Origin of the sequence: Xenorhabdus siamensis (assembly GCF_037996745.1) — a bacterium.
GTDB lineage: Bacteria > Pseudomonadota > Gammaproteobacteria > Enterobacterales > Enterobacteriaceae > Xenorhabdus > Xenorhabdus indica.
In genome coordinates this window covers 251,177-274,266 of sequence record NZ_JBBMXE010000005.1, presented here as the reverse complement: position 1 = coordinate 274,266, position 23,090 = coordinate 251,177, and the positions used below count along the sequence as shown (strand labels likewise).

Genomic DNA, 23,090 nt, shown 5'->3' with positions numbered 1-23,090 from the left:
CCATGAGCATTCCTAAACTTCAAGACTATACCCTGCCCGATGAAACTGCCTTACCTGCCAATAAAGTCGAGTGGAGGTTGGAGCCGCAACGCGCCGCTTTGCTGATTCACGATATGCAGGAATATTTCCTCAACTTCTGGGGAGAGGAGAGCAAAATGATTCAGCAGGTTATCGACAACATAGCTACTCTACGCGCACGTTGCTATGAGCTCGGCATCCCCGTGTTTTACACAGCACAGCCGAACCAACAAAACGACGTCGATCGAGCGCTACTGAATGATATGTGGGGGCCTGGCCTGAACCACTATCCAGAACAACAAAAAATCGCGGCAGCACTGTCCCCCAAACTGGGGGACACTGTATTGGTGAAATGGCGCTACAGCGCGTTTCAACGTTCTGACCTGGAAAACCATCTGCAAGAACGCAAGCGTGACCAGCTTATGATCTGCGGCGTGTACGCGCATATCGGCTGTCTAACCACTGCCACTGATGCCTTTATGCGCGATATACAGGCTTTTATGATAAGCGATGCGCTGGCAGACTTCAGCCGGGAAGAGCATATGATGGCGCTCCGCTATACTGCGGGCCGTTCCGGACGGGTATTGAGTACCTCTATGGCGCTGTCAGCGCTCGTCCCTCCCGCAGCAGAAAATAGATGGGATCGCGAACGTCTGCTTGCCATACTGCAACCCGCACTGGACGAAGATGCACACGACATTGATGATGACGAAAACCTGCTTGATTACGGCTTAGACTCGCTACGTACAATGTCTTTCGTCTCAAAGTGCCGCCATGAAGGGTACGAAATTGATTTTATCACGCTGATGAAACAACCAACGTTACGAAACTGGCTCGCACTGCTGAACAACGATCTGGAAGAGAAATGAACGAATTCAAGGGAAAAACCGTCTGGGTGACGGGAGCAGGGAGCGGTATCGGCTCCCGAACAGCCGTCCGTTTTCACGAGGCAGGAGCCAGGGTTTTTGGATTCGATCTAAAGTTTCCTGATTCAATGCCGTTCGAGACGCTCATTCTGGATGTCAGCGATGCTCATGCGGTGCAAAAAACCTGCCCTCCATTGCTGAAAGCAAATGGGCTGGATGTGCTGGTTAACGGTGCGGGAATTCTGCGCCTCGGCTCCGCAGAAACGTTAAGCCGTGAAGACTGGGAAAGCTCAATCAACGTTAATGCAGGCTCAGCATTCAATCTGTTTAAAATCCTCATTCCACACTTCCAGCATCAGCGCAGCGGCAATATCGTCTCGATAGCCTCCAATGCAGCCCACGTGCCACGCGTTAATATGGCAGTTTACTGCGCTTCTAAGGCTGCGATGCGTAGCTTGTGCCTGAGTGTGGGGCTGGAACTGGCACCTTTTGGGGTACGATGTAACATTGTTTCACCCGGTTCCACATTGACTCCAATGCTGGAGGGAATGCTTAACGATGATATGGCACATCAACGTCTGATTAATGGTCTTACCGAACAATTTAAGCTCGGCATTCCACTCGGAAAAATTGCCCAGCCCGACGAAATAGCCAACGTCATTTTGTTTTTGGCCTCCGACAAAGCAAGCCACATAACATTACAGGATATTGTCATTGATGGAGGCGCTACGCTCGGTGCCTGATAAACCGAATGTTTAAATCTGTTTACCTGTATGCCACTATAAGAAACGGAAAGACTATAATTCCATGGAATGGGTAACTAACCCCAATTCCGCTTAAGCTATTACTGAAATATCTTCTTCTGAGTAGAAAATTTTCAGTGATGGCTTTTTCTCTTTAAGGCAGTAAGCAATCAATCCCGTTAAAATGGTTAACAAAAAACCGGTTATACTTCGGTGACGAGAATGTTCTAATTGAGAGCCGTTTTTTAATTGTCCATTAATCGTTTCAATGATAAAACGCTTTTTAAGCATAACCTTATCCCACTCAGCCAGTGCAAGCGCTTTCATGTTGCGGCGCTTTTTCGTGATAAAGGTGATATCCGTTTTAGCTAAATCATCCGCCAATTCCTGACTCAGATATCCTTTGTCGCCGTAAAGAGAACCCGTGAGATCTTTTGATAATTCGCGTACAGGCTCCCTATCATCCACATTACCCGGGGTCACTTTAAGCGCTAAAATTTCGCCCAGATGGTTAATAATCAGGTGTAATTTGAACCCATAGAACCATCCCATTGAGGTTTTTCCGCGTTGCGCTATGCCCTGAAAGACCTTATGACGAGGAATACGGATGTTATGACAAACGCGCAAACTCGTGGAGTCGATAAAAGCAATGCCTGTCGGTTTTCCTTTTAATTGAGTCAGATAACTGGATAAGGGGACCAAAACGGACGGGGCAACGCTGATAAAACGGGTATAACTGAGCAAGGAGGGGAAGTCGCGGTGATGGTATTGCCAGATATGCTCCAAATAAAAGTTTTTAAAATCACGGTAATGCGACCGCTGAAAGAGGATTAAAATTGTCATGATTTCACTGGGATACATGCGGCCTTGTCTGCGGCGCAGGCGGTATCCGTTATCGAGACAAAACTGCGCCCACTGGGGGATGAAAAGACGACAAAAGTCGTCGACATCGCAGAAAATTTCAACTAACTTGTCCATGGCCTGTTCCTCCCCGGAGTCGTTTTAGGCTTTCACCAAAACTTTGCTCCTGGAACAGGCCTCTCGTCAATTTCTTATCCAGAATTCAGGTTAACTATTAAAAATTTAAACTAAACACTAGTTAAAGGAAAGGAATATAACATGAGCCATATTGCAGCATTGAGAAAAGTCAACAATTTAAAACAAGAATTTGATTTAATAGAAGAAATCTGGTCACCAAAGGTGATAGCTCAAACAAACGAATATAAGATAATCATATTGCTCGCTAAGGGTGACTTTATATGGCACACACATGAAGATGAAGACAAGGTGTTTATGGTTATTGAAGGTGAACTCCGTATAGATTTTAAAAATGATCACGTAATAATAAAGCAAGGTGAGTTTTTTGTGGTGCCTAAAGGGGAAGAAAGTAAGCCTTCGTCTAAAGAATTAACCAAGCTGCTATTAATAGAACCCTATGTAGTCACAAATTCAGGCCAATAAATTTTTAATAAAAATTGTCAGGTTGTGAATTCAGATAATAAATACCACATGTGATTTGAGATAATGCAGGGGGAGCTGAATAGCTCCCCCTGTTTCTACCACCGACGAACCGGCGTAGCCGATGCTAATTTTTTAGAAGCGTACTTTCATACCGATACCCACTTCACGCGGCTCCAGCATGTATCCTGAAATTCCACCTGCACGAGTATTTTGTTTGTATGTTGGCACCCGTTTGTCAAAGATGTTATTGCCGTAAACAAAGAGTTCCAGATAGTTGGTCGGATTATAGGATAAACGGAGATTGGACACTAAATAGGCACTGACTCGCAACTTGGGATCGTTCTGATCATTGGAGAAGTAATGATCCATGTAACGAAGATCGTTACTCAAACGAACTTTTTCGGTGATATTCCAGTCAACACCAACGTTAAACATATAGCCAGGCGCTTTAGCGAATTGTTTTCCTTCAAACGAGTTGCCGCGATAATCAGCGAATTTTTTGATTTCGGTATGAAGTAATCCAAGCCCACCACGTAAGCGAAGGTTGTCCAGCGCCTGATAATCGGCTCCCAGCTCAAGTCCATAGGTTACCGCGTTGTCGGCGTTGACAAGGATAGAACCGTTCGGTCTGTCTTTCGTATAATCCGTTACAGCACTCTGGAACCCCTTATAATCTGTATAAAAGATATTACCGGTTACCAGTAATCGGTTATTGAACGCGCTACCACGCGCAAACAACTCGTAATTCCAAGCCTTCTCCGGAGCGAAGGTGTAATAGGAATTCCCAGAGAAATTCACACCTGTACCGCCCGGCCCATAGCCTTTGCTTACCAGTGTACCGACGGTTATATCGTTAGTAATATCATAGGTGAGAGAAACTTTTGGCAGAACAGCATGGAACCCTTTACTATATGCATGATAGACGCCAGGCACATAGCTGGTGACCCCTTCATGCTTGACTTGGTCATACTGATAACGCAAACCGCCAGTCAGAGACCATTTTTCCGCAAAACGCCTCGTCGCTTCTGAGAAAAGACCAACACTAGTATTAGTCAGATCGGCGTCAGCCTTGCCCAGCGAATTATCAAGCACATTCGTGGCCTTATCACGCGAGTAATAGAGACCTGTCACTCCACTCCAGGTTGAATATTCATCACCGAAGTTCAAACGCATTTCATTGGAAACATTATTCGAATCGCGATTGGCAATACCTGGAAACTGATTTGTGAAAGTGTAGCGGTACTTCGATACAGAATATTGGAGCTGGTTGGAGAGCACCATATCGTTTTCGAACGTATATTGAAGATCTAAGATACCGACATCACTGTTAGTTTTGGCTCTGTCAAGGTTTAGCGTCTCATTTTTCAAATCACGGTAGGGCAATGACGCCAACTCACTGTCAGGATTTTTTGCTGCCATATGGGAGTAAGTCAGTTTGGCCAACCAAGGGCTATCCAGCGGTTGCCAAAGTGCCTTCACACGGACATCCAGATTTTCGAAATCTTTGTTCTTATCAGAATCGAAGAAACCGGGATTGGTATATTTAATGAACGTATTTCTGCCGCTGTAATCCATGGCGAGACGTACTGCGAGATCGTCTGTCAATGGGCTATTGACAGTAAAGGAAGCACGTTTGTTTTGGCGGCTTCCGTACAAAATCTGCCCATCGAATTCGGGGGTAAAGGTGGGATCGTTAGTTTTGACAATCACCGCACCGGCGATGCTATTTGCCCCCTGTGTCGTCGTTTGTGGGCCACGGAATACTTCTACTGAATTGACGTCCCAAACAGGCCCTCTCCCCAAACTAAACTCTGCGGAGCTGATATAGCGCCCATCAACACTGATAGTCGCTCGCGGTATAGGTTTGGAAAGAAAAGTATTCCCTCCTACGAGAGGCCCGTTTGTCTCAATACCGCGAATACTCGGCGCACTTGTATTGCTGGTATAAAGCACATTGGGTTTACCCTGCAAAATATCAACGAGGGTTGTCGCCTCAGGCTTACTCTGTATCTCCTGCCCGGAGATAACCGTGACTGAGCTTGACGTTCTCTGCAGAGATCTTTCTGTTTTTTCACCCGTTACCGTGATGACATCGGCCTCATCGCTCCCCGTTTTGTTTTTCTCTGCTTGAGTCAAAGCGGTAGCTTGGCCCCCTAAGGATGATAAGGAAAACAAAATCGCACTGCTAAGTAACACTTTTCTGCGTGAAAAAAGCAGATTCCCCATCTTTATACCAATAGGCGTGACCGTCTTTATGGACATGATTATCATTATCATTATCATTATCATTAATATTCACAGGATGCCAAATATTATGTTAATCTCCCTATTTGTCAATTGCATATTTGTCAGTTCGCTCCAAATACAGCAGCCACTGCAACGCACGTCCTGCGGGCAGCATTAGTCCCCCTATGTGGCATTTAATGGATATTGGCTCGTATTAATGCATTGTAAAAAAAGACTGTTCAGTTTGATAAAACGAGAAAATCCATGTTGAATATTGATTCAGGAAAATCATCGCACATATCCGTATCCCGTTATGAAGAACATATCTGGCTGCTACAGCAACAGAATCCTGGCCGAATTCTCAAGCAGCTCTCAGCCTGGCGGCTTCATGACAATGTTAATATTTCAATGATGGTACATGCTATTCAGACTGTTATTGAGGCAATACCGGATCTGAACGTACGCTATGAGTTAAATGATGACGGTGAGTTGCATAAAACCCGAATCGTGGGCTGGCAAGCCTGCCTTGAGTTTTTCCATGCCAGCTCACATACAGACATGATCAATCAGATGCTAGCTGTGCAAGCAGATGCTTGGGTTCCTGAACAACATCCACCCTTTAAGATTTTAATAATACAAAAAAATAATGAAGTTGTTTTATCTCTTATTTTGCACGAGATATTGGCACAAACTTGTCATGAAAACGAGATACTCGAAATACTGATCCGCGCCTATGCCGGTCACTGGGTAGAACCCCCATCCCTAAAACGTGTCTCCTTACTACCTTTCGACGGAAAGCCGACTTCTCTCATATCCTGGCTGCGCTGTTGCAACAGTGAGAACAGCATCATTCATTCCTCTTTTGGTGTAACAGCCGGCTTGAGTAAAGATCGGCTTGCACTGCGTTGGAAAACAGGACTTAAAATTAATGAGCTGAAAACGTCTCTTCCTCACGACAAACTGACCCACTGTGTGTCGGCTATGATTTCAGCCAGATTTGCCCAATTCATTGGCCTGCTCGGCGATCAAGATAAGATTGCACTTTGTCTGTTACAGTCGGACGGTTTCCGCCGCATTATTATCGAGTGTGACATGGCGGAAACACAGATCATCAAATCCGTCATGGATAGGCTTCAGGCGCAACCAGACGAAGACAATCTTCTCTCCGGTGCTCCCGTAACAGGGAGTGATGAGTCCTGGGTATATGTTCGGTTGCTATCTCGTCCGAACGGCCTAGTTGGACAACAGAGCTTACTGAGCCAGCCTATCCTATTGCCAACCTATGAAATGCGGCCCGATTTTGAACTAGCAACAGAGTGTGAAGGTACAGAGGAAATTAGCCTTGTATTAACAACTGGTCAGGCGATTTCCAGTCATGCCGGCGAGTTCCTGCTAAATCGTTTTGTGGCATTTATTACAAGTGGTGAAGATGCTATTGCGGGTTTAGTCACGAAATCTGTGTCTGGCACGGCTGTGCATTCCGTTCACAACGCCCCCGGCAAGGAGATCTCCGCTGACACTGATGAAATAGCAGCGATCATATTGTCAGAGTTCCGTGAAACGTTGGCCGTTACAGATATGACGCTGGATGATGATTTTTTTGACTGTGGCGGCCATTCTCTGCTGGCAACGCGCATTATCGGTAAACTGCTTAGCACGCACGGGCTGGAAGTGCACTTCGGTGATTTCTTCAGCCACCCTTCAGCTGCCGCCTTGGCATCACGCGCAGTGATAATAAATCAGAGCAAGGACGCGGAGCCTTCGGCGCAGACACAAAACGATCATTTGATGGCGCCCTTGGCACTCGCACAAACCTCTCTTTGGAATGCCTATAACGCTTATGAATTTGGCACTATCTTTAACCTGCCATTCGCGCTGGACTTTCTTGATGAGGTTGACGAAACGCTCCTTGAGCAGGCTTTTTCTGATCTTATCGAGCGTCATCCTAGCTTGCGCACCCGATTCCAAGTTCAAAATGGTGAGGCCTGTCAACAGATTGTCGCCATGTCGGACGTGACCAATGATAAGTGGTTCTGGCGCAGTCACGAAAGCAAAGGTGTACATCTTGATGACGAAGCTGCCTATAAGTTCGATCTTTCCCAAGAATTGCCGATCAGAATACGGCTGATCCGCAATCCAGAAACCGGACGTCAAATATTGTCATTCCTCGTTCATCATATGGTTATTGATGAATGGTCGTTGAACGTTCTGATGGAGGAACTTGCCCAGGCTTATTTAGCGCGTTCTACAGGTATGGCTCCTGTGTGGAAAAAACCCGCATTGTCATTCCATAAGTTTGCTCAGCAACAGCGGGCAGATGGCTTTAATCAAAAGCATCTCGATTACTGGACTAACATGTTACGTGATGCAACGCGCGGGTTAGAACTCGCCTTATCTGACAACCGGAAGACTATCGCTGCGCATGAAAGTTCGTCAGAAGCCGGCTGGATTGAGTACAAACCTAAACCTGAAATCACTCATCGTCTTTATTCCTTTGCTCGGCAAAATAATGCATCCCTGTTCAGTGTCGTCTACGCTGCCATTGCGCTTTCGCTGCACAAGCTTGGCAATCTGAAGGATATCGTGATAGGTACTTCTGCGTCGGGTCGTACCGATCCCAATACCTATGAAACAGTAGGCTATTTTACCACTATGGTTGCTCATCGGTTGCAGTTCTATCCAGAAAAACCCGTCGTCACACTGATCGAAGACACCAGAGATACTATCAATAATTCAATGCCGTATGCAGATGTACCGCTCGATATTATTCAACAATCGTTGGGGATGACACCTGAAGATGGTCTAATCTTCGACGTTTATATTCAGATTCATGCCAATAATGCGCTGAATGGCGCCCTTAAAACCCCGTCTGGCAACGATATACGCTATCGGCAAATCGATCCCGATAAAAAAGAATCCATGTTCGGTCTTCAATTCGAGATCATGGAGGATGTCATTGATGGAGAAAGAATAATGCGACTGGTGATAACTTACCGTGCGGATCGTTATCCTGAAGAACATGTCCAACGCATCCGTGAAACAATAGATAAAGTTTTCGCATTCTTCACAGCACCTGAGGTCTCAAGCCTTCCCCTTGCTCAAGTTCCTGTGTGATGTCTATGGGGGTGATGAACCAACCATTATGGGTGCGGTCAGGGGCGGTTTGTGCCTGACCGAACCATATAATCCTACTCCGATTTGAAAGAGAAAACGTTATGCGATCTGCTATTACTGTCATATTACTGTGCTTAATAGGGGCATCGGCCTTTGCCGCAACGCGGCAGGTCACGGATACCATGGGACGGGAAATCGTTATTCCTGAGGAGCCACAACGTATTGTGGTGATGAGCGAGCCAGCTATCGGTCTGCCCCTGATGGAGCTGGGCGTTCAACCGGTCGGCAGTTATGGTCGTTCGGAAGATGGCACCTATCAGTTTGGTACAGATTTTGTCGATACTGTGCTCGGTGAAGGGTACACAAAACCACAAGGTATCAGTGCTGGCCAGGAAATAGATCTGGAAAAACTTTACGCGCTTAAACCCGACCTCATTATTGGAACAGAATTCGATATCGGCAAGGTAAAACAGCTTTCAACGGTCGCTCCTGTCTATCTGCAAAATTTCCTTTCTGGAAAATTCCATAATTTCAATATTGAAGAAAATCTGGCCAAACTGACCGGACGTGAACAGAATTTTCAAGAACGACGGGATATGTATTTACAACGCGTAGCGGCAACGCGCGCCCTTTTGCCGGAAAATCCGGCGAATAAGACCTATCTACCGATCCTTGTAACCGATCAAATCAATGTCGTCGGCGAAGCAACTGGTTTCACTCAAGCGTTGGAAGATCTTGGTTTCACTCGCCTGAATCTCTCGGCACAAGGCGGTCTTTCTGTCACCTCATCTCAACTGCTTTTACAGTTGAGTGCCGACAAATTAGGCGAACTCAATCCGGACGTTCTGGTCGTACTCAACAGTTGGGGCAGCAAGGAGCACGATGAAAACGCTATTCGCTCCGCACTTGATCGTATCGTGCCTGGGTGGGCTCACTATATGAAACCCGCTCGAGAAAAACGGATTATTTTTCTTAACGCAGGCAAAGTTTTTACCCCCACGTTTGCCAGCGCGGAACATACTCTCAAAGCCGTGGGAGAATGGGCTAAGACAAAGCAATAAAATGATCTCGTCCGCCAGAAGCTGTGTGAATTCAACATATTTTTATACTTGCTCCATTAATCAAGATTTTTCAACCACGTGAATAAACTATGAGAGAATTAACGTCAATGCAGGCAGCCTGCTGGGTCGGACGTAACGTTCAGACCGATTTGGGAGGCGTTGCCGCGCATCTTTATGCTGAATTCGACGGCTATGACATTGAGATAGAAAAATTTAAACAGGCTTTGGAACGCGTTTGTTCTCTGCACCCCATGCTAAGACTCTGTGTCAACGCTGAAGGGCTTCAGTCTGTTATTCCATCCGATGAGTCGTTGTTGCTGGAGATTGAGGATTTTAGGGGATTACCAGAACAGGAGGAGGCAAGGTTACTTCTTGTTAAACGCATGGAGTGGACTCACCAGAAGCTTGATCTTTCTTCTGGTCAGGCGTCCCGTTTTTCGCTCAGTCTGCGAGATGGCGGGAAATTTCGCCTGCATGTCGATACAGATATGATAGCTATCGATCCTTCGAGTTTCAGGGTATTAATGGAGGATCTGGCGATATTTTATGATAACCCGGATCAGCCGGCTCCGGTCATCGCGTCCTATTTCGACTGGTGCGACCAAGTGCGCACCGATCCCTATTTAAAAGCTGCCCGTGAAAGGGACAGAATCTGGTGGCGCTCACGTATTCCACACATTCCGCCTGCCCCCGTGTTGCCTATTAACAAAACTTTGACCAATCAAGCTCGCAGCCATCGTCTGGCAGCCTGGCTCCAGCCAGACGAGCGTCAGGCGTTGAAAAGGCTTGCCCGAACACACAGTATAACCATGTCAAGCTTGATGCTGGGACTTTTCTCTATTGTTCTTGGAAGGCATACCGGAGATAAATGCTTTCGGCTCAATGTGCCGATGTTCTGGCGTTCCCCCCTTGTGGATAACGTGGAGAGGATTGTCGGCGATTTCTCTAATGTGCTCATTCTCGGCGTGGGTATCAATGAAACAGAAAGCCCTGCTGATCTTTGTAAACGGCTTGGCGGGCAACTGACAGATTTGCTCGCCCATTCGACTTATCCGGGTGTGAATCTGATGCGCGATCTTTCCCGACATCATGGTGCGACGCAATTGACTCCTGTCGTCTTCACCGCGGCACTGGATATACCAAGGGGCGAGCTCCTCTCAGATCGCGTCAGGCACGCATTTGGTCCCATGAACTGGGTTATCTCACAAGGTCCTCAAGTTGCGCTCGATGCACAAGTTGCTTCCGCCGACGGTGGTATTCTCATCAACTGGGACATTCGTCTGGATATGCTGCCAGAAGAATGGATAACCCCAATGTTCGACAGTTTTGTCAATTTCGTCCGTGAAATCGCCACATATCCGCAACGCTTCGATGAGGCAATACATTCACCCGATGAAATATATTCACCCGATGAAGTAGCAGCCCCATCACCGACAGCCAGAATCAGCGCCACTGGCTCTACTGTAAAAATCGACCAGAAGAACAGCATGGAAAAACCATTAACCTCCCTGCAACTGGCATATCTGCTTGGGCGGCGAGCAGAATTACCGCTTAGTGGCGTTGCGATGCAAGAATTTCGCGAATATCGCGGACGCATGGAATTGGCACATCTGCGAAATCACCTAACGGATATGGTTCAGCGACATGAAAGTTTGCGCACCCGTATAGATGCAAAACGACTCGTCCAATATGTTAGCGCAGAAGCAGATATCAATTTACAGCAAATCGACCTGAGCACCATGTCACGGGAAGAGGCACTCCGTCATGTGGAAAACTGCCGTGAAGAATTTGCGCATTCGCTTTTCGATTTGGATCGCTCTCCGTGGGGCATCACGCTGTTCCGTTTGCCGGAAAATAAACCGGAAGAGGATAATCTGATCGCGTTTGTTCGTTTCAACGCACTGATCCTTGATGGACGGTCGATAGCCGCCCTGATGGTAGAGCTTTTCGAGGGTAAGGTATCAATCGTCGCGGATACTGATGCCCCCTTGGATGGGGAAGATATCTCTGAAAAACGCAAGATGGATGAAGCGTATTGGAAAACAAAGCTTGAGGCAGTCAGCGGTCCACTCCGATTCCCGTGGACAAAACCACTGGCACAAATAGGTACTTCCCTCTATGCACGGCAAAGCCTGATTGTAGCACAGGAAGATTATATCGCAGTGTCGAAAGCCGGCGCCAAGCAAATGCTTTTCAAGAATTCTACCATCATGACGCTGGTACTTGAGGTCATGTCCCATTGGAGCGAAGAGAAGAGTTTATTCATCGGTGTTCCCGTCGCGCCGCAGGTATCCGGCGTTTTGTGCAATCGTTCAAGTTTTATTGTGGTCAACTGGAACGCTGAGCAGGGCAACCTTTCTGAGCGAGCTAACACCCTACAGAATGATGTGCTGGAAGGACTCGAACATCTTGCCTTTTCAGGTATAGACATTACCCGGCTTCTGGTTGAAAAGCATGGTGCTGGCCCTGTTTTACCAGTGGTGATTACCAACGGGCTTTCGTGGCCAGTATCAGGTCAGAATAGTTGTATGCAGTTGCACAGTGGGTTGACGCAGACACCACAAGTTGCAATGGATATTCGTTTTTCGATCAATACAGACAAAGCGCTTGTCTTTGACATCGATTATGCCACTGCGGCGATTGAATCGGCTCTCGTTCGAGATATTTTAAGCGCTATAGACAAGGCAATACAGACCATCGCAGCTTCAGGCGTATTCGCAATTTCGGCGCAGGATATTATCGATACGAACCACTATCGATTGAACGGCATTGAAGCTGATTTTCACTGCGGACGATTTCTCAGCCGGATAGCCACCAATATCTTCGACAGCGAAAACACCAAAACGGCACTTATCAATGGCGACAGGCATGTCAGCTACGCCGAACTGGGGCGTAATGTGCGTCGAATAATGGGAGCTTTCATGGAGAAGGGGCTTGCCAAAGGCAGCGTCGTTGCCCTCTGTATGCACCGTGGGCCTGAGCACACGGCTGTGACCCTAGCCTGTGCGTTGACGGGGGTGATCTGGGTTCCGATAGACGCAGATTCGCCCTCAGAGCGACTGCATTATCTCCTTGAAAACTGCCATCCAGACCTTGTGGTAACGACAAAAAGAGAAGAGATTGAACATCCAGCAGAAACACCTGAAAAACTCTTGTCTGCCGAGCCCTTGGCGGAACTCCCGCTTATGCTTGACACTCTCTCATCAAGCGAAGCGCCCGCCTACTACCTCTACACATCCGGAACAACCGGAAGGCCGAAATGCGTTGTTTTATCCAATAAATCAACATCGAATGTCATTACCAGCACTCTTGACGAATGGTCCGTAACGCATCGGGATGTCTTCATTTCTGTCACGCCTTTGCATCATGATATGTCGGTCTTCGACGTTTTTGGCTGCCTGACTGCAGGTGCGACCCTTGTTCTTCCCGCTATCGGTGAAGAAAAGGATGCACTACGCTGGAACCAGTTGGTTGCCAAGCACAAGGTGACATTATGGTGCTCTGTGCCCGCTATTCTGGAAATGCTTCTCGCGTGCCGCCAGGGGAATGAATTGAAAAGCCTGCGGCTGATTGCTCAGGGTGGCGATTATATCAAACCGGCTGTTATTGGTAGCTTGCGTACACTCTTGCCGTCAGTTCGGTTGATTTCGTTGGGGGGACCAACAGAGACGACTATATGGAGTATATGGCATGAAATAGGGTTGGACGACGTTAGTCTGATCCCTTATGGAAGGCCTTTACCGGCTAACAGCTATTTTCTGCTAAACAGGCATGGCGATCATTGTCCGGTGGGTGTTACTGGCCTTATTCATACGGCAGGCGTCAATGTCGCCTTGGGTTATCTGGAAAACGGAAGCCTCACCCAGACCAATTTTGTGACCATCAAGGATACGAACGGAGAAGAGATCCGCGCGTTCCGGACCGGTGATCATGGGCACTATCGTCGTGATGGCATCATTGTCTTCGATAGCCGTGTCAACGGTTACGTCAAAGTGCGTGGAGTACGTATTTCATTACCGGACATCGAGAATGAACTGGTTCGCCACCCATCAGTTAAGCATGTTCTTGTGGTGGACTATGGCGAGGAAATTCACGGTGAGACTTCCATCGGCGTACTTTATGTGCCGCTACAAGAGGATACTTTGTCAGGAGCAGAATTACGCAAATATGCCTGCCAATGTCTGCCACCATCGCATATCCCGACAAGGATCCTGCCGGTCACCGAATTACCGCTCTCACCAAATGGCAAGCCTGATCGCTCTAAAGCACGCTGCCTGCTGATGGAATCGGTGCATGAGCAACCGCCTATTCGGCACGACTCTTTTTCTACGCGAGAAACAGCGATGAAAAAGAAAGTGTTGGAAATCTATCTGGACGTACTCGGCCAATCGCACGCTAGCCACATCGATGGAGCCAGCGACTTCATCAGCATGGGGCTGCGTCCTCAGCATCTGAAAACAATTTCAGCACGGATCTGTGAGGAATTTGCGATCGTGCTTCCGCTCTCGCAACTGCTGCGTTGCCGTAACGTGGCAGAAGTCGAACAGCATCTTAATGAAAAAACTTTAGAAAACAGTCCGGATTATTAATATGAACGATATTGACCTGATCGGTATTGGTATTGGCCCCTTCAATCTGGGATTGGCGGCGCTGCTTTCGTCACACACTGATCTGACCAGCCTTTTCCTCGAACGTAAGCCTGAGTTTCGCTGGCATGAGGGTCTCCTGTTACCCGGTACAACGCTGCAGGTTCCATTCCTGGCGGATCTGGTAACAATGGCAGAGCCTACACACCCTCTGAGTTTTCTTAATTATCTTCATAAGCATGATCGTCTTTACAAATTCTACTATTATGAAAACTTTCAGATCCCACGCCAGGAATATGACCATTATTGCCGCTGGGTGACGCAACAGCTTCCCTCCTGCCAGTTCGGTGAAAATGTCATTGATGTGGCTTATGATCCGGTTTCCGATCATTTCATTATTGAAAGTCAGTCTCATACGGGATCGACGCATCAGTATTACAGTCGTAACCTTGCTATCGGTATAGGAACCGCTCCGTTTCTGCCTGAGTGGGCTAAAATCCAGACCAAAGCGCCTATCTTACATTCGGCAGAGTTCATAAACAGACGTGCACAGCTCTCAACGTGTCGGCGTATCACGGTAATTGGTTCAGGGCAAAGTGCTGCTGAATGCGTACTGGCGCTCTACAAAGCGTTGACGCCTGAAATGATAGAGGCCGGTGCTTCAATCCAATGGATCACTCGATCTGCTGGTTTTCATCCTATGGAATCGTCGAAACTCGGTCAGGAATGTTTCACGCCGGCCTACATGAACCATTTTCACAGTATAACAAGAGAGAAACGCCGCAAGATCGTAGCGGGTCAGGGAGGACTTTATAAAGGTATCAGCTTCTCAACTATCGCAGATATCTTCAACATTTTGTATGAAGGCTCCATCGGCGGTCGTGATCCAGGACTTTTGCTTGTTTCAAATTGCGAAGTCGAGCAGGTGGAAAACACAGGAGACTCTGAGGCATTGCGGGTCATTTTTCGTCATCGGCATCTCGATAAAGTCGGCGTCATTGAAACCGATGCTATTGTCGCCGCAACAGGTTATGAGCATACCAGCCCCGAATGGTTAGAAGGACTCAAAAATACAGTGCTTGCAACCGACGATTATGGCGATTTTATTGTAAAAGAGGACTTTAGTGCTCAGCGCCTTGACAAAGGAAAAGGCCTTATTTTCGTCCAGAATGCTGAGATTTTTCAGCATGGTATTGGCTCTCCCGACCTGGGGCTTGGCGCATATCGCAATGGGATTATTGCCAACCAGCTTCTTGGACGAGAGTATTATCGCTTGCCTCAAAATTCGTCATTCCAGCGCTTTGGTCTGCCAGAGTGTTACGATACCGGAGATAAAAATGACATTGTCCGTTGCCGATAAGAGCAGGCTAGATGCGTTTTGGCATTACTGTGTTAAAAACCAGTATTTTAATATCGGCTATCCTGAGTCCTCAGACTTTGATTATTCTTATTTACAGAGATTCATGCAGTTCTCTATCAACAATTGTGGTGACTGGGGAGCGGAATGCAACTATCTCTTAAACTCTTTTGAGTTCGAAAAAGAGGTCATGAAATACTTTGCTGAACTGTTCAAAATCCCTTTCGAAGACAGTTGGGGTTATGTTACCAACGGAGGAACGGAGGGTAATATGTTCGGCTGTTATCTTGGGCGAGAACTATTCCCGGAGGGGACGCTTTATTATTCAAAAGATACGCATTATTCGGTGGCAAAAATCGTTAAATTACTGCGTATCAAATCTTGTTTAGTAGAATCCTTACCCACTGGTGAGATAGATTATAATGACCTGATACAGAAGATCATTGCTCATAAAGAACCACATCCCATCATCTTTGCCAATATCGGCACGACATTGCGCGGTGCGGTGGATAATATAAAGATCATTCAACAAAGTATGCAGCAAGTCGGTATCGCTCGCGAGAATTACTATCTGCACGCTGACGCTGCCTTAAGTGGGATGATCTTGCCATTCGTAGAGAACCCGCAGCCTTTTACCTTTGCAGATGGTATCGACTCTATCTGTGTCTCTGGGCACAAAATGATAGGTTCCCCCATTCCTTGCGGGGTTGTTGTTGCAAAACGGAAAAACGTTGAGCGTATTACAGTCGATGTTGATTACATTTCGGCTCAGGACAAGACCATCTCAGGGTCACGTAATGGCCAGACACCACTAATGATGTGGGCAGCCATTCGCAGTCACTCGTTTGCCGATTGGCAACGCCGCACCAAACACTGCCTAGAGATGGCAGAATATGCCGTCAAGTGTTTCCGTGCTGCCAGGATAAACGCTTGGCGTCATGACAACTCTATTACGGTGGTATTTCCATGCCCGTCGGCAGCCGTCTGGAAGAAGCATTGTCTGGCAACGTCGGGAGATGTTGCACACCTTATCACCACAGCACATCATCACGACAGTAGTAAAATCGATGCATTAATCAACGATGTCATTGCTGAATCGCGCCAGATAATTCAAGTGCAGGATGCTGTCATGGATGCTGTTATGTAAGAGGTAAAAACAACTACTTTGGGGGGGTGCCCTGTGATTTTGGTATGCTAGCCAAATCATAACTATTACACTGTAATTTATTTTATATAAGATAAACTGAAGGAGCCTTTGGTGCTTACAGCAAAAAATATCACCGCAACTTACGGCAAGAAAACCGTATTGCATGATTTGTCAGTAGACTTTGCCCAAGGGCGTATCACTGCACTCGTCGGGTCTAATGGCTGCGGTAAGTCGACACTTCTGAAGTCGATCATGGGTTTCATCCCACTGAAAAGCGGAGAAATTCTGTTGGAAGGTAAACAGATTACAGGGATAGGTCGCAAAGCGCTGGCTCGAAAAATCTCTTATCTGCCGCAGGAATGCCACTGCCCGGATTACATGACACTGGGAGAGTTGATCGAGCTGGCAGCTTGTGGGCGCAATTCGCTTTTCGGCGGGCCATCCTCACGGGATCGCAAATTGTTTCAAGATGTACTGGAAATCGTCGGCTTGGCCGATAAGGCAGGCTCTCAAGTCAACTCCCTTTCAGGAGGGCAACGCCAGCGCGCTTGGGTGGCGATGGTGCTCGCACAAGACACTGACATCATTCTTATGGACGAGCCCGTGAACCACCTAGATATCAAATACCAATACACGGTGCTTAAATTGGTTCGCGATCTCTCACTCCAGCACGGAAAAACCATCGTTGTGGTGTTACATGATTTAAATCTAACAACGACTTTTGCCGATGATGTAGTGATGCTGAATACTGGCAGCGTTATTGCAGCAGGTGCTGTTAATAAAACGATAACAGTAGATAATATCCGGCGCGTATTCGATATTCCGGCCGATATTTTCAGTTACAACGGCAGCCTTATCTGTCAGCCTTATCCGGGCATAAACCACCCTGGAAATCAGTCCGGAGTATGACGATGAAATCCAGTCTGTTCTTTATATTCGCACCTTTTGTATTGCTGCTGATCTTTTTCTCTAGTCTCTCTTTTGGCGTGAATATTGCGTCAGTTTCGCAAATTTATGCAGCCTTAACACAGTCCGAACCGCAAGACTATGAGCAAGCCGTTATTTTATACCAGCGACTGCCACGAGCTTTGATTTCTGTTTATGTCGGTGCAGTGATGGCATGTAGTGGTCTCGTCTTCCAAGGGCTTATCCGCAATCCACTGGCCTCCTCATCAACATTGGGAATCAATGCCGGTGCGACACTGTTTGTCATAATAGGCGCAATCAGTTTTGGGTTCGATCTGACATTACAAGGCATAGCAGCCCTTGTCGGCGGGTTATTCGGCTTTCTGTCATCTCTTGCAGTATCTCGCCTGGCGGGCGTTAACGGCGTTTCTCGCAACTTGCTACTGATACTGTCAGGTACATTAATAGCGATGCTTTATCTTGGGATAAGCAATGCTGTTCTTCTTGCCTATCCTGCATTACGAACCGAATATTTGAGTTGGTTAGCAGGAGCTATCAATCATGCCTATATCACAAGACTTCACCATTTCTGGTGGTTCGGTATACTGGCCTTGATGGTACTTTTATTACTGGCACGTCCACTGACACTTATTCTGCTCGGTTACGAAAAGGCGCTTTCGATTGGCGCGAATGCAATGCTTGTTTCACACATTGCGCTGATTTCAGCCATAGTTGCATCCAGTTCTGCCGTTGCCATATGCGGTCCGATTGGTTTCGTCGGGCTGGTTGTACCCCATATTGTCAAGCCTCTGGTTGGTCAGAATTTTATGCTATCGCTGCCAGCTTGTGCTCTGACGGGAGCAAGTGTCTGCCTGATTGCTAATCTCTGTGCGCAGACACTCTTCCAGCCTTATGTCATACATACCGGTATTCTGATGGATTTTTTGGGAGGGCTGTTTTTTATCTGGATCATCAGAAAGCGCTATCTTTCAACAACATCGGAGAGATCGTTATGAACTTCGATCAGGCAACAGACGGACAAAGGGTATTACGTTTCGCCAATGGCTTGCAGATGCGTACTCGTGATATAAAAGTCGGTTTATGCCTATTTACCATCACGATCATACTCGTGGCTATTTCTTTAAACGTCGGGGTTACGAACGTTGGTATACGTGAATTCACGCATATGCTTTTCGGATATTCCCTTGAGCACCACCAGTCTTATGCACTCTGGGTTGTACGGATACCTCATATTTTATTGGGACTGATGGTGGGTTGGTGCGCAGCCCTTGCTGGTGCTATTTTGCAGCCGATTGCTCGCAATCCGCTGGCCGACCCCGGCCTTTTTGGCATAAGTCAGGGATCTATGACGATGATCATAGTCTTACTGGCGTTTGTTCCTTCCGCTCCTAAGATGCTGATCGTCGTTGCTGCATTGGCTGGCGGACTGATTGTTGCGTTATTTTTGACTTTGCTCGTCGGCAATAATCGTGCAAGTGGCTTAGCAATTTTGCTGATGGGGATTGCCGTCTCATCCGTTCTTAGTTCTGTCAGCTCTTTTCTGATTCTCTATCTTCCGACAGAGTTATCCTTGAATCTTGCTGGATGGATGCAAGGATCGTTGTTTCAGGCCAGTTGGTCAATTATCGTATCATTCATGCCATTATTCTTATTGAGTATTATCGGAATTCTGATCACTGGCCCCGCTTTAAACCGCTATGAGCTTGGAAACGAACTTGCTATGTCCCTTGGGGAGCCTATCAAATATTCCCGCCCGTTGCTGATGATGTTTTCCGTCCTGTTAAGTGCAGCGTCTGTCACCGCAGTAGGACCATTGAGCTTTCTGGGGATACTGGCGCCGCATCTGGCCAGCTTTATTTCATCGGCCACAGGCCGTGCCCGGCTGTTTCTTTCCGCTCTGGTGGGCGGCAATCTGGTCGTCACCGCGGATATCATGACGAAAGCAGCACCCTCAGGAGTCTTTCTCCCTGTCGGTTTGAGCTTCACACTCATTGGTGTGCCCCTGTTCATCCTGACGATGCGGCTGAGCGCACTACGTAATCGCTGAATATCTGGGGTTCAGTAACCCGCCAAGTTCATCGCTGTCAAGGCAGAAGAACAACAGGCGATCCTGGTACTTCACCGAATGCGTCAGCAATTGGTGAAGTTCAGAACCGCCCAGATAAACGCGCTACAGGTATGTTGCAATGACGTTTGTATCTCTTTTCGGATTTACGTTAATGTTTTTCACAATATAATTGCGTTTAAGGTGCTACGATGAAGGTATTACAGAAATCTAATTGGTCCAAGTATTGGTGTAAAGTCACTATTATTTTTTTAAGCCTGAGTATCTGGCCGGGAATCTGCGATAGTAATCCTTATACTATATTCGAACTCAAACCATTAAATGTAACCGAGTCGGGTCAATCAGCAAATTTTGAGTTATCTCTTGGGCATTATTCTGCCACCATTACCAATCTAGATAGCATCATTGAATTTAAGGGTATTATGACTGTTGTTTGGTTCACCTCTCGTGATCCGAAAATTTAGGTTTTGTCGCATTACCGTAATATTTCAAGTAAGCTATAGTGCAGGAAGAGTATCCTTGCCAGCACGAGGCTGTTCATAATACATGTAAGATGTTGGCATAGCGTGTTTTCAAACGCTGACGGGAACTGACTTCGGATTTAATGCTGGTGAGAAAGTTGTCAAATCCACATCATATATACGAAATATGATTCGTATATATATTATTAATTAATGGGTTAAGTAAGAAATTATATTTAATTCTTTTTGTTCTTCATGTGATTATTATCATCGGAACAATAACTAAATGCAAAAAATGCAATTATAGATGGAATTATTATCGTAAAAAATAACCAAATCATTTTGATGCCCCTTAAATAGATAGATTATTGCAAAGACTGTATTTTATGTTGCATCAAAAAGCAAAGACTATTTACTCAACAATTCATAATAGACAGACGTCAATTACAATGCATTTTGATTATGTATTGCATGGTGTTATAAAATCATAATATCTACGCTCCCATATATATTTTCATAATAGTGAGAGTATCAGCATGTGGTGTTTCCTTACCCCGCGCACCGCGCAAGGTAAGGAATACTCCTATTATTTTGAAAAAAATCCATATAGCAGAAATAGCGTTTTGCATGCTTTTTCCGCATTTTGTGCCTATCTAAATTATTATAGAAATTAGTGTTGATTATTAATTGTAATACACCGTACAGTCATACGTCGAAATATACGGCGGTTGATATAACCCGCCCGTGATATTTCCAACTTTCATTTGCAGGGTGATCCTACAGTCTGCTGGAACATTCGATCCTATAGCATTGACAGTAGTCGAGCTGCTGGCTACATCCAGAAATGCTTCCCATGCAGCAGAATTATTCGGAGTGGTAATAACAAGACGCAACGTGCTTTGATTTTGCCAACCAGTCCAATTGAGTCGATTATAATTACACAGAATGGTGTTCACAACTCCCCCCGAAGGATTCTGTCCGCTTAAAGGAACCAGTGTCGCACCAGAAATAAACACTCTTCGCAAATAGCCCCCATGACGTTAAGACGGCCTTTAGCATGCCAGTCGTGTGTACCCAAACAGCGCCGCCCTTTTTCCGAATAGCCATATAGACGTGGCATCGATTGCGCAAAACCACTTTCATCTAAATAAATAATCGGTTTACCTGCCTGTTCATAGTCGCTGAGGCGCTCAATAAACGCCTGACGGAGCTGAGGGTTAGCGCGAGGGTGTTTTAACGTTTTTTTTACGGCTGAGTCGCAGTCGTTTCAACGCGTAATGAATAGCCGACTGCGAGACACCTAAACGTTTTGCCCTTTCCCACTGATAGTCATCGGGAAAATGTTGAACATCTGCGATGAGATCTTCATCAGGAATTTTCGTGGCGGGTTTAGCGCGGGTCATGCAAGGTTCTATTTTATTGCACCACCGAAACAAAGTCCGTATGGAAACCTCAAAATGCGTACTCGTTTGTTCGAAAGTCAACGAATGCTTGTCTTTGTATGCCAAGACTCGCTTTCGAAAATCCAGACTGTAACCCATCTCATCTTATGCCTTATTATCTTGGAGCTGAATATTATGTCATATAAATATGATTTTGCTATAGGGTCTTCTTATAAGCGCCTGTTAGTCCAGTGTATGCCAGAATTTCCAGCCATCTACACATATACGCATACATGAAATCTGAGATTAGACTTGATACATTGATGGTCGAGGTGTAGAATTTCCAGTATGACTAGATCAACGACTCCCTCTCAAGCTGTGAAACGTGTACCGGTGGATTACACCGACCGTTTGTATTGGAACGGCATTATTAAGATGAGTTTGTCCAAGTTCTTCATCTTAAGTGTATTACGACACCGCCCAATGCACGGTTACGAAATCGCACGCGAAGTGGAATGTTCTACCAAAGGTTGCTGTGCGCCGACCGAAGGGACAATCTATCCAGTCTTGCGTGAATTCGAACAAGGTAATTATGTCACAGTACATACTGAAACGGTTGCGGGTCGTGGGCGTAAGGTCTATACACTGACGGAAAAAGGCAACGAGGCCTTTGCTGTAGCAGTCGAGGCATGGCTGGAAGTGACTGCACATATCACTCGACAGCAGTGATTTTTTTTAAGTACATACATAGATCATCTATGCATTGATCGGGAATGCTTATGAACCTCAACACCTTCACTGAGACTATGAAGTTCTTTGCCATCATTAGCGGAGAGCTGATCGTGTTATTTTTAATCGTCAGCTTTATAGTAGCGATGATGCAGGAATATGTTCCAGCCAGTACTGTCCAGCGTTTGTTAACTGGCCGTAGTTTACGCGGCAACATCGTTGGTGCGGGGCTAGGAGCCGTAACACCATTTTGTTCCTGCTCGACCATTCCGGTCACAGTCGGTTTGCTTAACGCAGGGGCCCCATTTGGCGCTACCATGTCATTTTTGATTTCATCGCCGATTCTGAATCCTGTCATTCTGGGCTTGCTGGTCACATTATTTGGATGGAAATTCACGTTATTCTATGCTGTATCGACTTTTATTCTAGCTGTTGTGGTCGGTGTGATTTGGCAGTTTTTCGGACTGGAAAAAGACATTAAAAAAGTGAGATTGGTCGGTGAGGTCGACATATTGAAGTCGACAGACTTCAAATCACGTTTGTTCCGTGCTGGTCACTCAGCATTCAGTTTGTTCAAGACATCTTTGCCATATTTGCTGATTGGTGCCGGTATCGGCTCGTTAATTTACGGCGTGGTACCGGGCGAGTGGATTGCCAACGTAGCTGGTGCCGACAATCCATTTGCCGTCCCAGTCGCGGCAGCCATTGGTGTACCGCTGTACATCCGTGCCGAGACCCTGATTCCTATAGGTATGGCTTTGCAGGCTCAGGGAATGAGCATAGGTGCGGTCGCAGCGCTGATTATTGCCGGCGCAGGTGCCAGCATCCCTGAGGTAACCTTGCTTAACACCATTTTTCGCCCCCGCCTAGTTAGTATTTTTGTGGTCACTATTTTCACTGTTGCTATCGGTGTGGGTTATATCGCTAACCTGTTGTTTATGTAAGGA

Annotated in this window: 18 protein-coding genes and 1 pseudogene; 14 read left to right on the top strand and 5 right to left on the bottom strand. The window is 46.5% G+C overall.

What is annotated here, in order from left to right:
* The first annotated feature begins 2 nt into the window (after positions 1 to 2).
* Positions 3 to 887: an isochorismatase family protein gene (locus tag AAC852_RS05165; protein ID WP_340620094.1), complete on the top strand. Its 885-nt coding sequence runs from the start codon at positions 3 to 5 to the stop codon at positions 885 to 887.
* A complete protein-coding gene (gene dhbA / locus AAC852_RS05160; RefSeq protein WP_047681621.1) occupies positions 884 to 1,627 on the top strand; it encodes a 2,3-dihydro-2,3-dihydroxybenzoate dehydrogenase in 744 nt (247 codons plus the stop codon). The genes AAC852_RS05165 and dhbA overlap by 4 nt, the downstream gene beginning before the upstream one ends.
* 93 nt (positions 1,628 to 1,720) lie before the next feature.
* Here dhbA and AAC852_RS05155 read toward each other — a convergent pair whose 3' ends face one another.
* A complete protein-coding gene (locus tag AAC852_RS05155) occupies positions 1,721 to 2,605 on the bottom strand; it encodes an IS982 family transposase (RefSeq protein WP_340619422.1) in 885 nt (294 codons plus the stop codon).
* Between the two features lie 141 nt (positions 2,606 to 2,746).
* Here AAC852_RS05155 and AAC852_RS05150 point away from each other — a divergent pair, with 141 nt between their 5' ends.
* Complete coding sequence (locus tag AAC852_RS05150) at positions 2,747 to 3,088, top strand: cupin domain-containing protein (RefSeq protein WP_047681624.1); 342 nt, start codon at positions 2,747 to 2,749, stop codon at positions 3,086 to 3,088.
* Between the two features lie 132 nt (positions 3,089 to 3,220).
* Here AAC852_RS05150 and AAC852_RS05145 read toward each other — a convergent pair whose 3' ends face one another.
* The gene (locus AAC852_RS05145) at positions 3,221 to 5,314 is read right to left on the bottom strand and encodes a TonB-dependent receptor (protein ID WP_340620242.1); all 2,094 of its coding nucleotides are present in this window, start codon (positions 5,312 to 5,314) and stop codon (positions 3,221 to 3,223) included.
* Positions 5,315 to 5,578: 264 nt separating this feature from the next.
* Between AAC852_RS05145 and AAC852_RS05140 the strand changes: the two genes are divergently transcribed.
* The 9 genes and pseudogenes from AAC852_RS05140 to AAC852_RS05100 form a co-directional block, all read left to right on the top strand.
* Complete coding sequence (locus AAC852_RS05140) at positions 5,579 to 8,428, top strand: condensation domain-containing protein (protein WP_340620093.1); 2,850 nt, start codon at positions 5,579 to 5,581, stop codon at positions 8,426 to 8,428.
* 101 nt (positions 8,429 to 8,529) lie between these two features.
* Complete coding sequence (locus tag AAC852_RS05135) at positions 8,530 to 9,489, top strand: ABC transporter substrate-binding protein (protein ID WP_340620092.1); 960 nt, start codon at positions 8,530 to 8,532, stop codon at positions 9,487 to 9,489.
* A gap of 89 nt (positions 9,490 to 9,578) precedes the next feature.
* Positions 9,579 to 14,078, top strand: coding sequence for an amino acid adenylation domain-containing protein (locus AAC852_RS05130; RefSeq protein WP_340620091.1), 4,500 nt, complete (start codon positions 9,579 to 9,581; stop codon positions 14,076 to 14,078).
* A gap of 1 nt (position 14,079) precedes the next feature.
* Positions 14,080 to 15,435, top strand: coding sequence for a putative histamine N-monooxygenase (gene basC / locus AAC852_RS05125; protein ID WP_340620090.1), 1,356 nt, complete (start codon positions 14,080 to 14,082; stop codon positions 15,433 to 15,435).
* Positions 15,413 to 16,579, top strand: coding sequence for a histidine decarboxylase (locus AAC852_RS05120; RefSeq protein ID WP_340620089.1), 1,167 nt, complete (start codon positions 15,413 to 15,415; stop codon positions 16,577 to 16,579). The genes basC and AAC852_RS05120 overlap by 23 nt, the downstream gene beginning before the upstream one ends.
* 111 nt (positions 16,580 to 16,690) lie before the next feature.
* Positions 16,691 to 17,488 carry an ABC transporter ATP-binding protein gene (locus AAC852_RS05115; RefSeq protein WP_340620088.1) on the top strand — a complete coding sequence of 266 codons (798 nt, stop codon included), beginning with the start codon at positions 16,691 to 16,693 and terminating at the stop codon, positions 17,486 to 17,488.
* A 2-nt stretch (positions 17,489 to 17,490) separates the two neighbouring features.
* A complete protein-coding gene (locus tag AAC852_RS05110) occupies positions 17,491 to 18,501 on the top strand; it encodes a FecCD family ABC transporter permease (protein WP_340620087.1) in 1,011 nt (336 codons plus the stop codon).
* Entirely contained in the window at positions 18,498 to 19,553 is a 1,056-nt protein-coding gene (locus AAC852_RS05105; RefSeq protein WP_340620086.1) for a FecCD family ABC transporter permease, read from the top strand. Before AAC852_RS05110 ends, AAC852_RS05105 begins: the two co-directional genes overlap by 4 nt.
* Before the next feature lie 18 nt (positions 19,554 to 19,571).
* Positions 19,572 to 19,679, top strand: a pseudogene (locus AAC852_RS05100) (IS110 family transposase); the annotation flags it as partial.
* A gap of 1,036 nt (positions 19,680 to 20,715) precedes the next feature.
* Here AAC852_RS05100 and AAC852_RS05095 read toward each other — a convergent pair.
* The 3 genes from AAC852_RS05095 to AAC852_RS05085 form a co-directional block, all read right to left on the bottom strand.
* Positions 20,716 to 21,057: a hypothetical protein gene (locus AAC852_RS05095; protein WP_197056381.1), complete on the bottom strand. Its 342-nt coding sequence runs from the start codon at positions 21,055 to 21,057 to the stop codon at positions 20,716 to 20,718.
* Positions 21,015 to 21,152: a transposase gene (locus tag AAC852_RS05090; RefSeq protein ID WP_231571412.1), complete on the bottom strand. Its 138-nt coding sequence runs from the start codon at positions 21,150 to 21,152 to the stop codon at positions 21,015 to 21,017. The genes AAC852_RS05095 and AAC852_RS05090 overlap by 43 nt, the downstream gene beginning before the upstream one ends.
* Before the next feature lie 97 nt (positions 21,153 to 21,249).
* On the bottom strand, positions 21,250 to 21,573 hold the full coding sequence (locus tag AAC852_RS05085) for a transposase (RefSeq protein WP_262947257.1): 324 nt from the start codon (positions 21,571 to 21,573) through the stop codon (positions 21,250 to 21,252).
* A 189-nt stretch (positions 21,574 to 21,762) separates the two neighbouring features.
* Here AAC852_RS05085 and AAC852_RS05080 point away from each other — a divergent pair, with 189 nt between their 5' ends.
* Together AAC852_RS05080 and AAC852_RS05075 are read left to right on the top strand one after the other, a co-directional pair.
* Positions 21,763 to 22,143, top strand: coding sequence for a PadR family transcriptional regulator (locus AAC852_RS05080; protein ID WP_047682583.1), 381 nt, complete (start codon positions 21,763 to 21,765; stop codon positions 22,141 to 22,143).
* A 50-nt stretch (positions 22,144 to 22,193) separates the two neighbouring features.
* Entirely contained in the window at positions 22,194 to 23,087 is an 894-nt protein-coding gene (locus AAC852_RS05075) for a permease (RefSeq protein ID WP_047682585.1), read from the top strand.
* Positions 23,088 to 23,090: the final 3 nt, after the last annotated feature.

Excerpts from the sequence above, each read along its gene's own strand:
- AAC852_RS05085 (WP_262947257.1), bottom strand. The coding sequence starts at position 21,573 with ATGGGTTACAGTCTGGATTTTCGAAAGCGAGTCTTGGCATACAAAGAC.
- AAC852_RS05075 (WP_047682585.1), top strand. The coding sequence starts at position 22,194 with ATGAACCTCAACACCTTCACTGAGACTATGAAGTTCTTTGCCATCATT.
- AAC852_RS05130 (WP_340620091.1), top strand. The coding sequence starts at position 9,579 with ATGAGAGAATTAACGTCAATGCAGGCAGCCTGCTGGGTCGGACGTAAC.
- AAC852_RS05135 (WP_340620092.1), top strand. The coding sequence starts at position 8,530 with ATGCGATCTGCTATTACTGTCATATTACTGTGCTTAATAGGGGCATCG.
- AAC852_RS05150 (WP_047681624.1), top strand. The coding sequence starts at position 2,747 with ATGAGCCATATTGCAGCATTGAGAAAAGTCAACAATTTAAAACAAGAA.
- basC (WP_340620090.1), top strand. The coding sequence starts at position 14,080 with ATGAACGATATTGACCTGATCGGTATTGGTATTGGCCCCTTCAATCTG.
- AAC852_RS05080 (WP_047682583.1), top strand. The coding sequence starts at position 21,763 with ATGACTAGATCAACGACTCCCTCTCAAGCTGTGAAACGTGTACCGGTG.
- AAC852_RS05145 (WP_340620242.1), bottom strand. The coding sequence starts at position 5,314 with ATGGGGAATCTGCTTTTTTCACGCAGAAAAGTGTTACTTAGCAGTGCG.
- AAC852_RS05120 (WP_340620089.1), top strand. The coding sequence starts at position 15,413 with ATGACATTGTCCGTTGCCGATAAGAGCAGGCTAGATGCGTTTTGGCAT.
- AAC852_RS05155 (WP_340619422.1), bottom strand. The coding sequence starts at position 2,605 with ATGGACAAGTTAGTTGAAATTTTCTGCGATGTCGACGACTTTTGTCGT.
- AAC852_RS05090 (WP_231571412.1), bottom strand. The coding sequence starts at position 21,152 with ATGCCACGTCTATATGGCTATTCGGAAAAAGGGCGGCGCTGTTTGGGT.
- AAC852_RS05140 (WP_340620093.1), top strand. The coding sequence starts at position 5,579 with ATGTTGAATATTGATTCAGGAAAATCATCGCACATATCCGTATCCCGT.
- AAC852_RS05110 (WP_340620087.1), top strand. The coding sequence starts at position 17,491 with ATGAAATCCAGTCTGTTCTTTATATTCGCACCTTTTGTATTGCTGCTG.
- AAC852_RS05105 (WP_340620086.1), top strand. The coding sequence starts at position 18,498 with ATGAACTTCGATCAGGCAACAGACGGACAAAGGGTATTACGTTTCGCC.
- dhbA (WP_047681621.1), top strand. The coding sequence starts at position 884 with ATGAACGAATTCAAGGGAAAAACCGTCTGGGTGACGGGAGCAGGGAGC.
- AAC852_RS05165 (WP_340620094.1), top strand. The coding sequence starts at position 3 with ATGAGCATTCCTAAACTTCAAGACTATACCCTGCCCGATGAAACTGCC.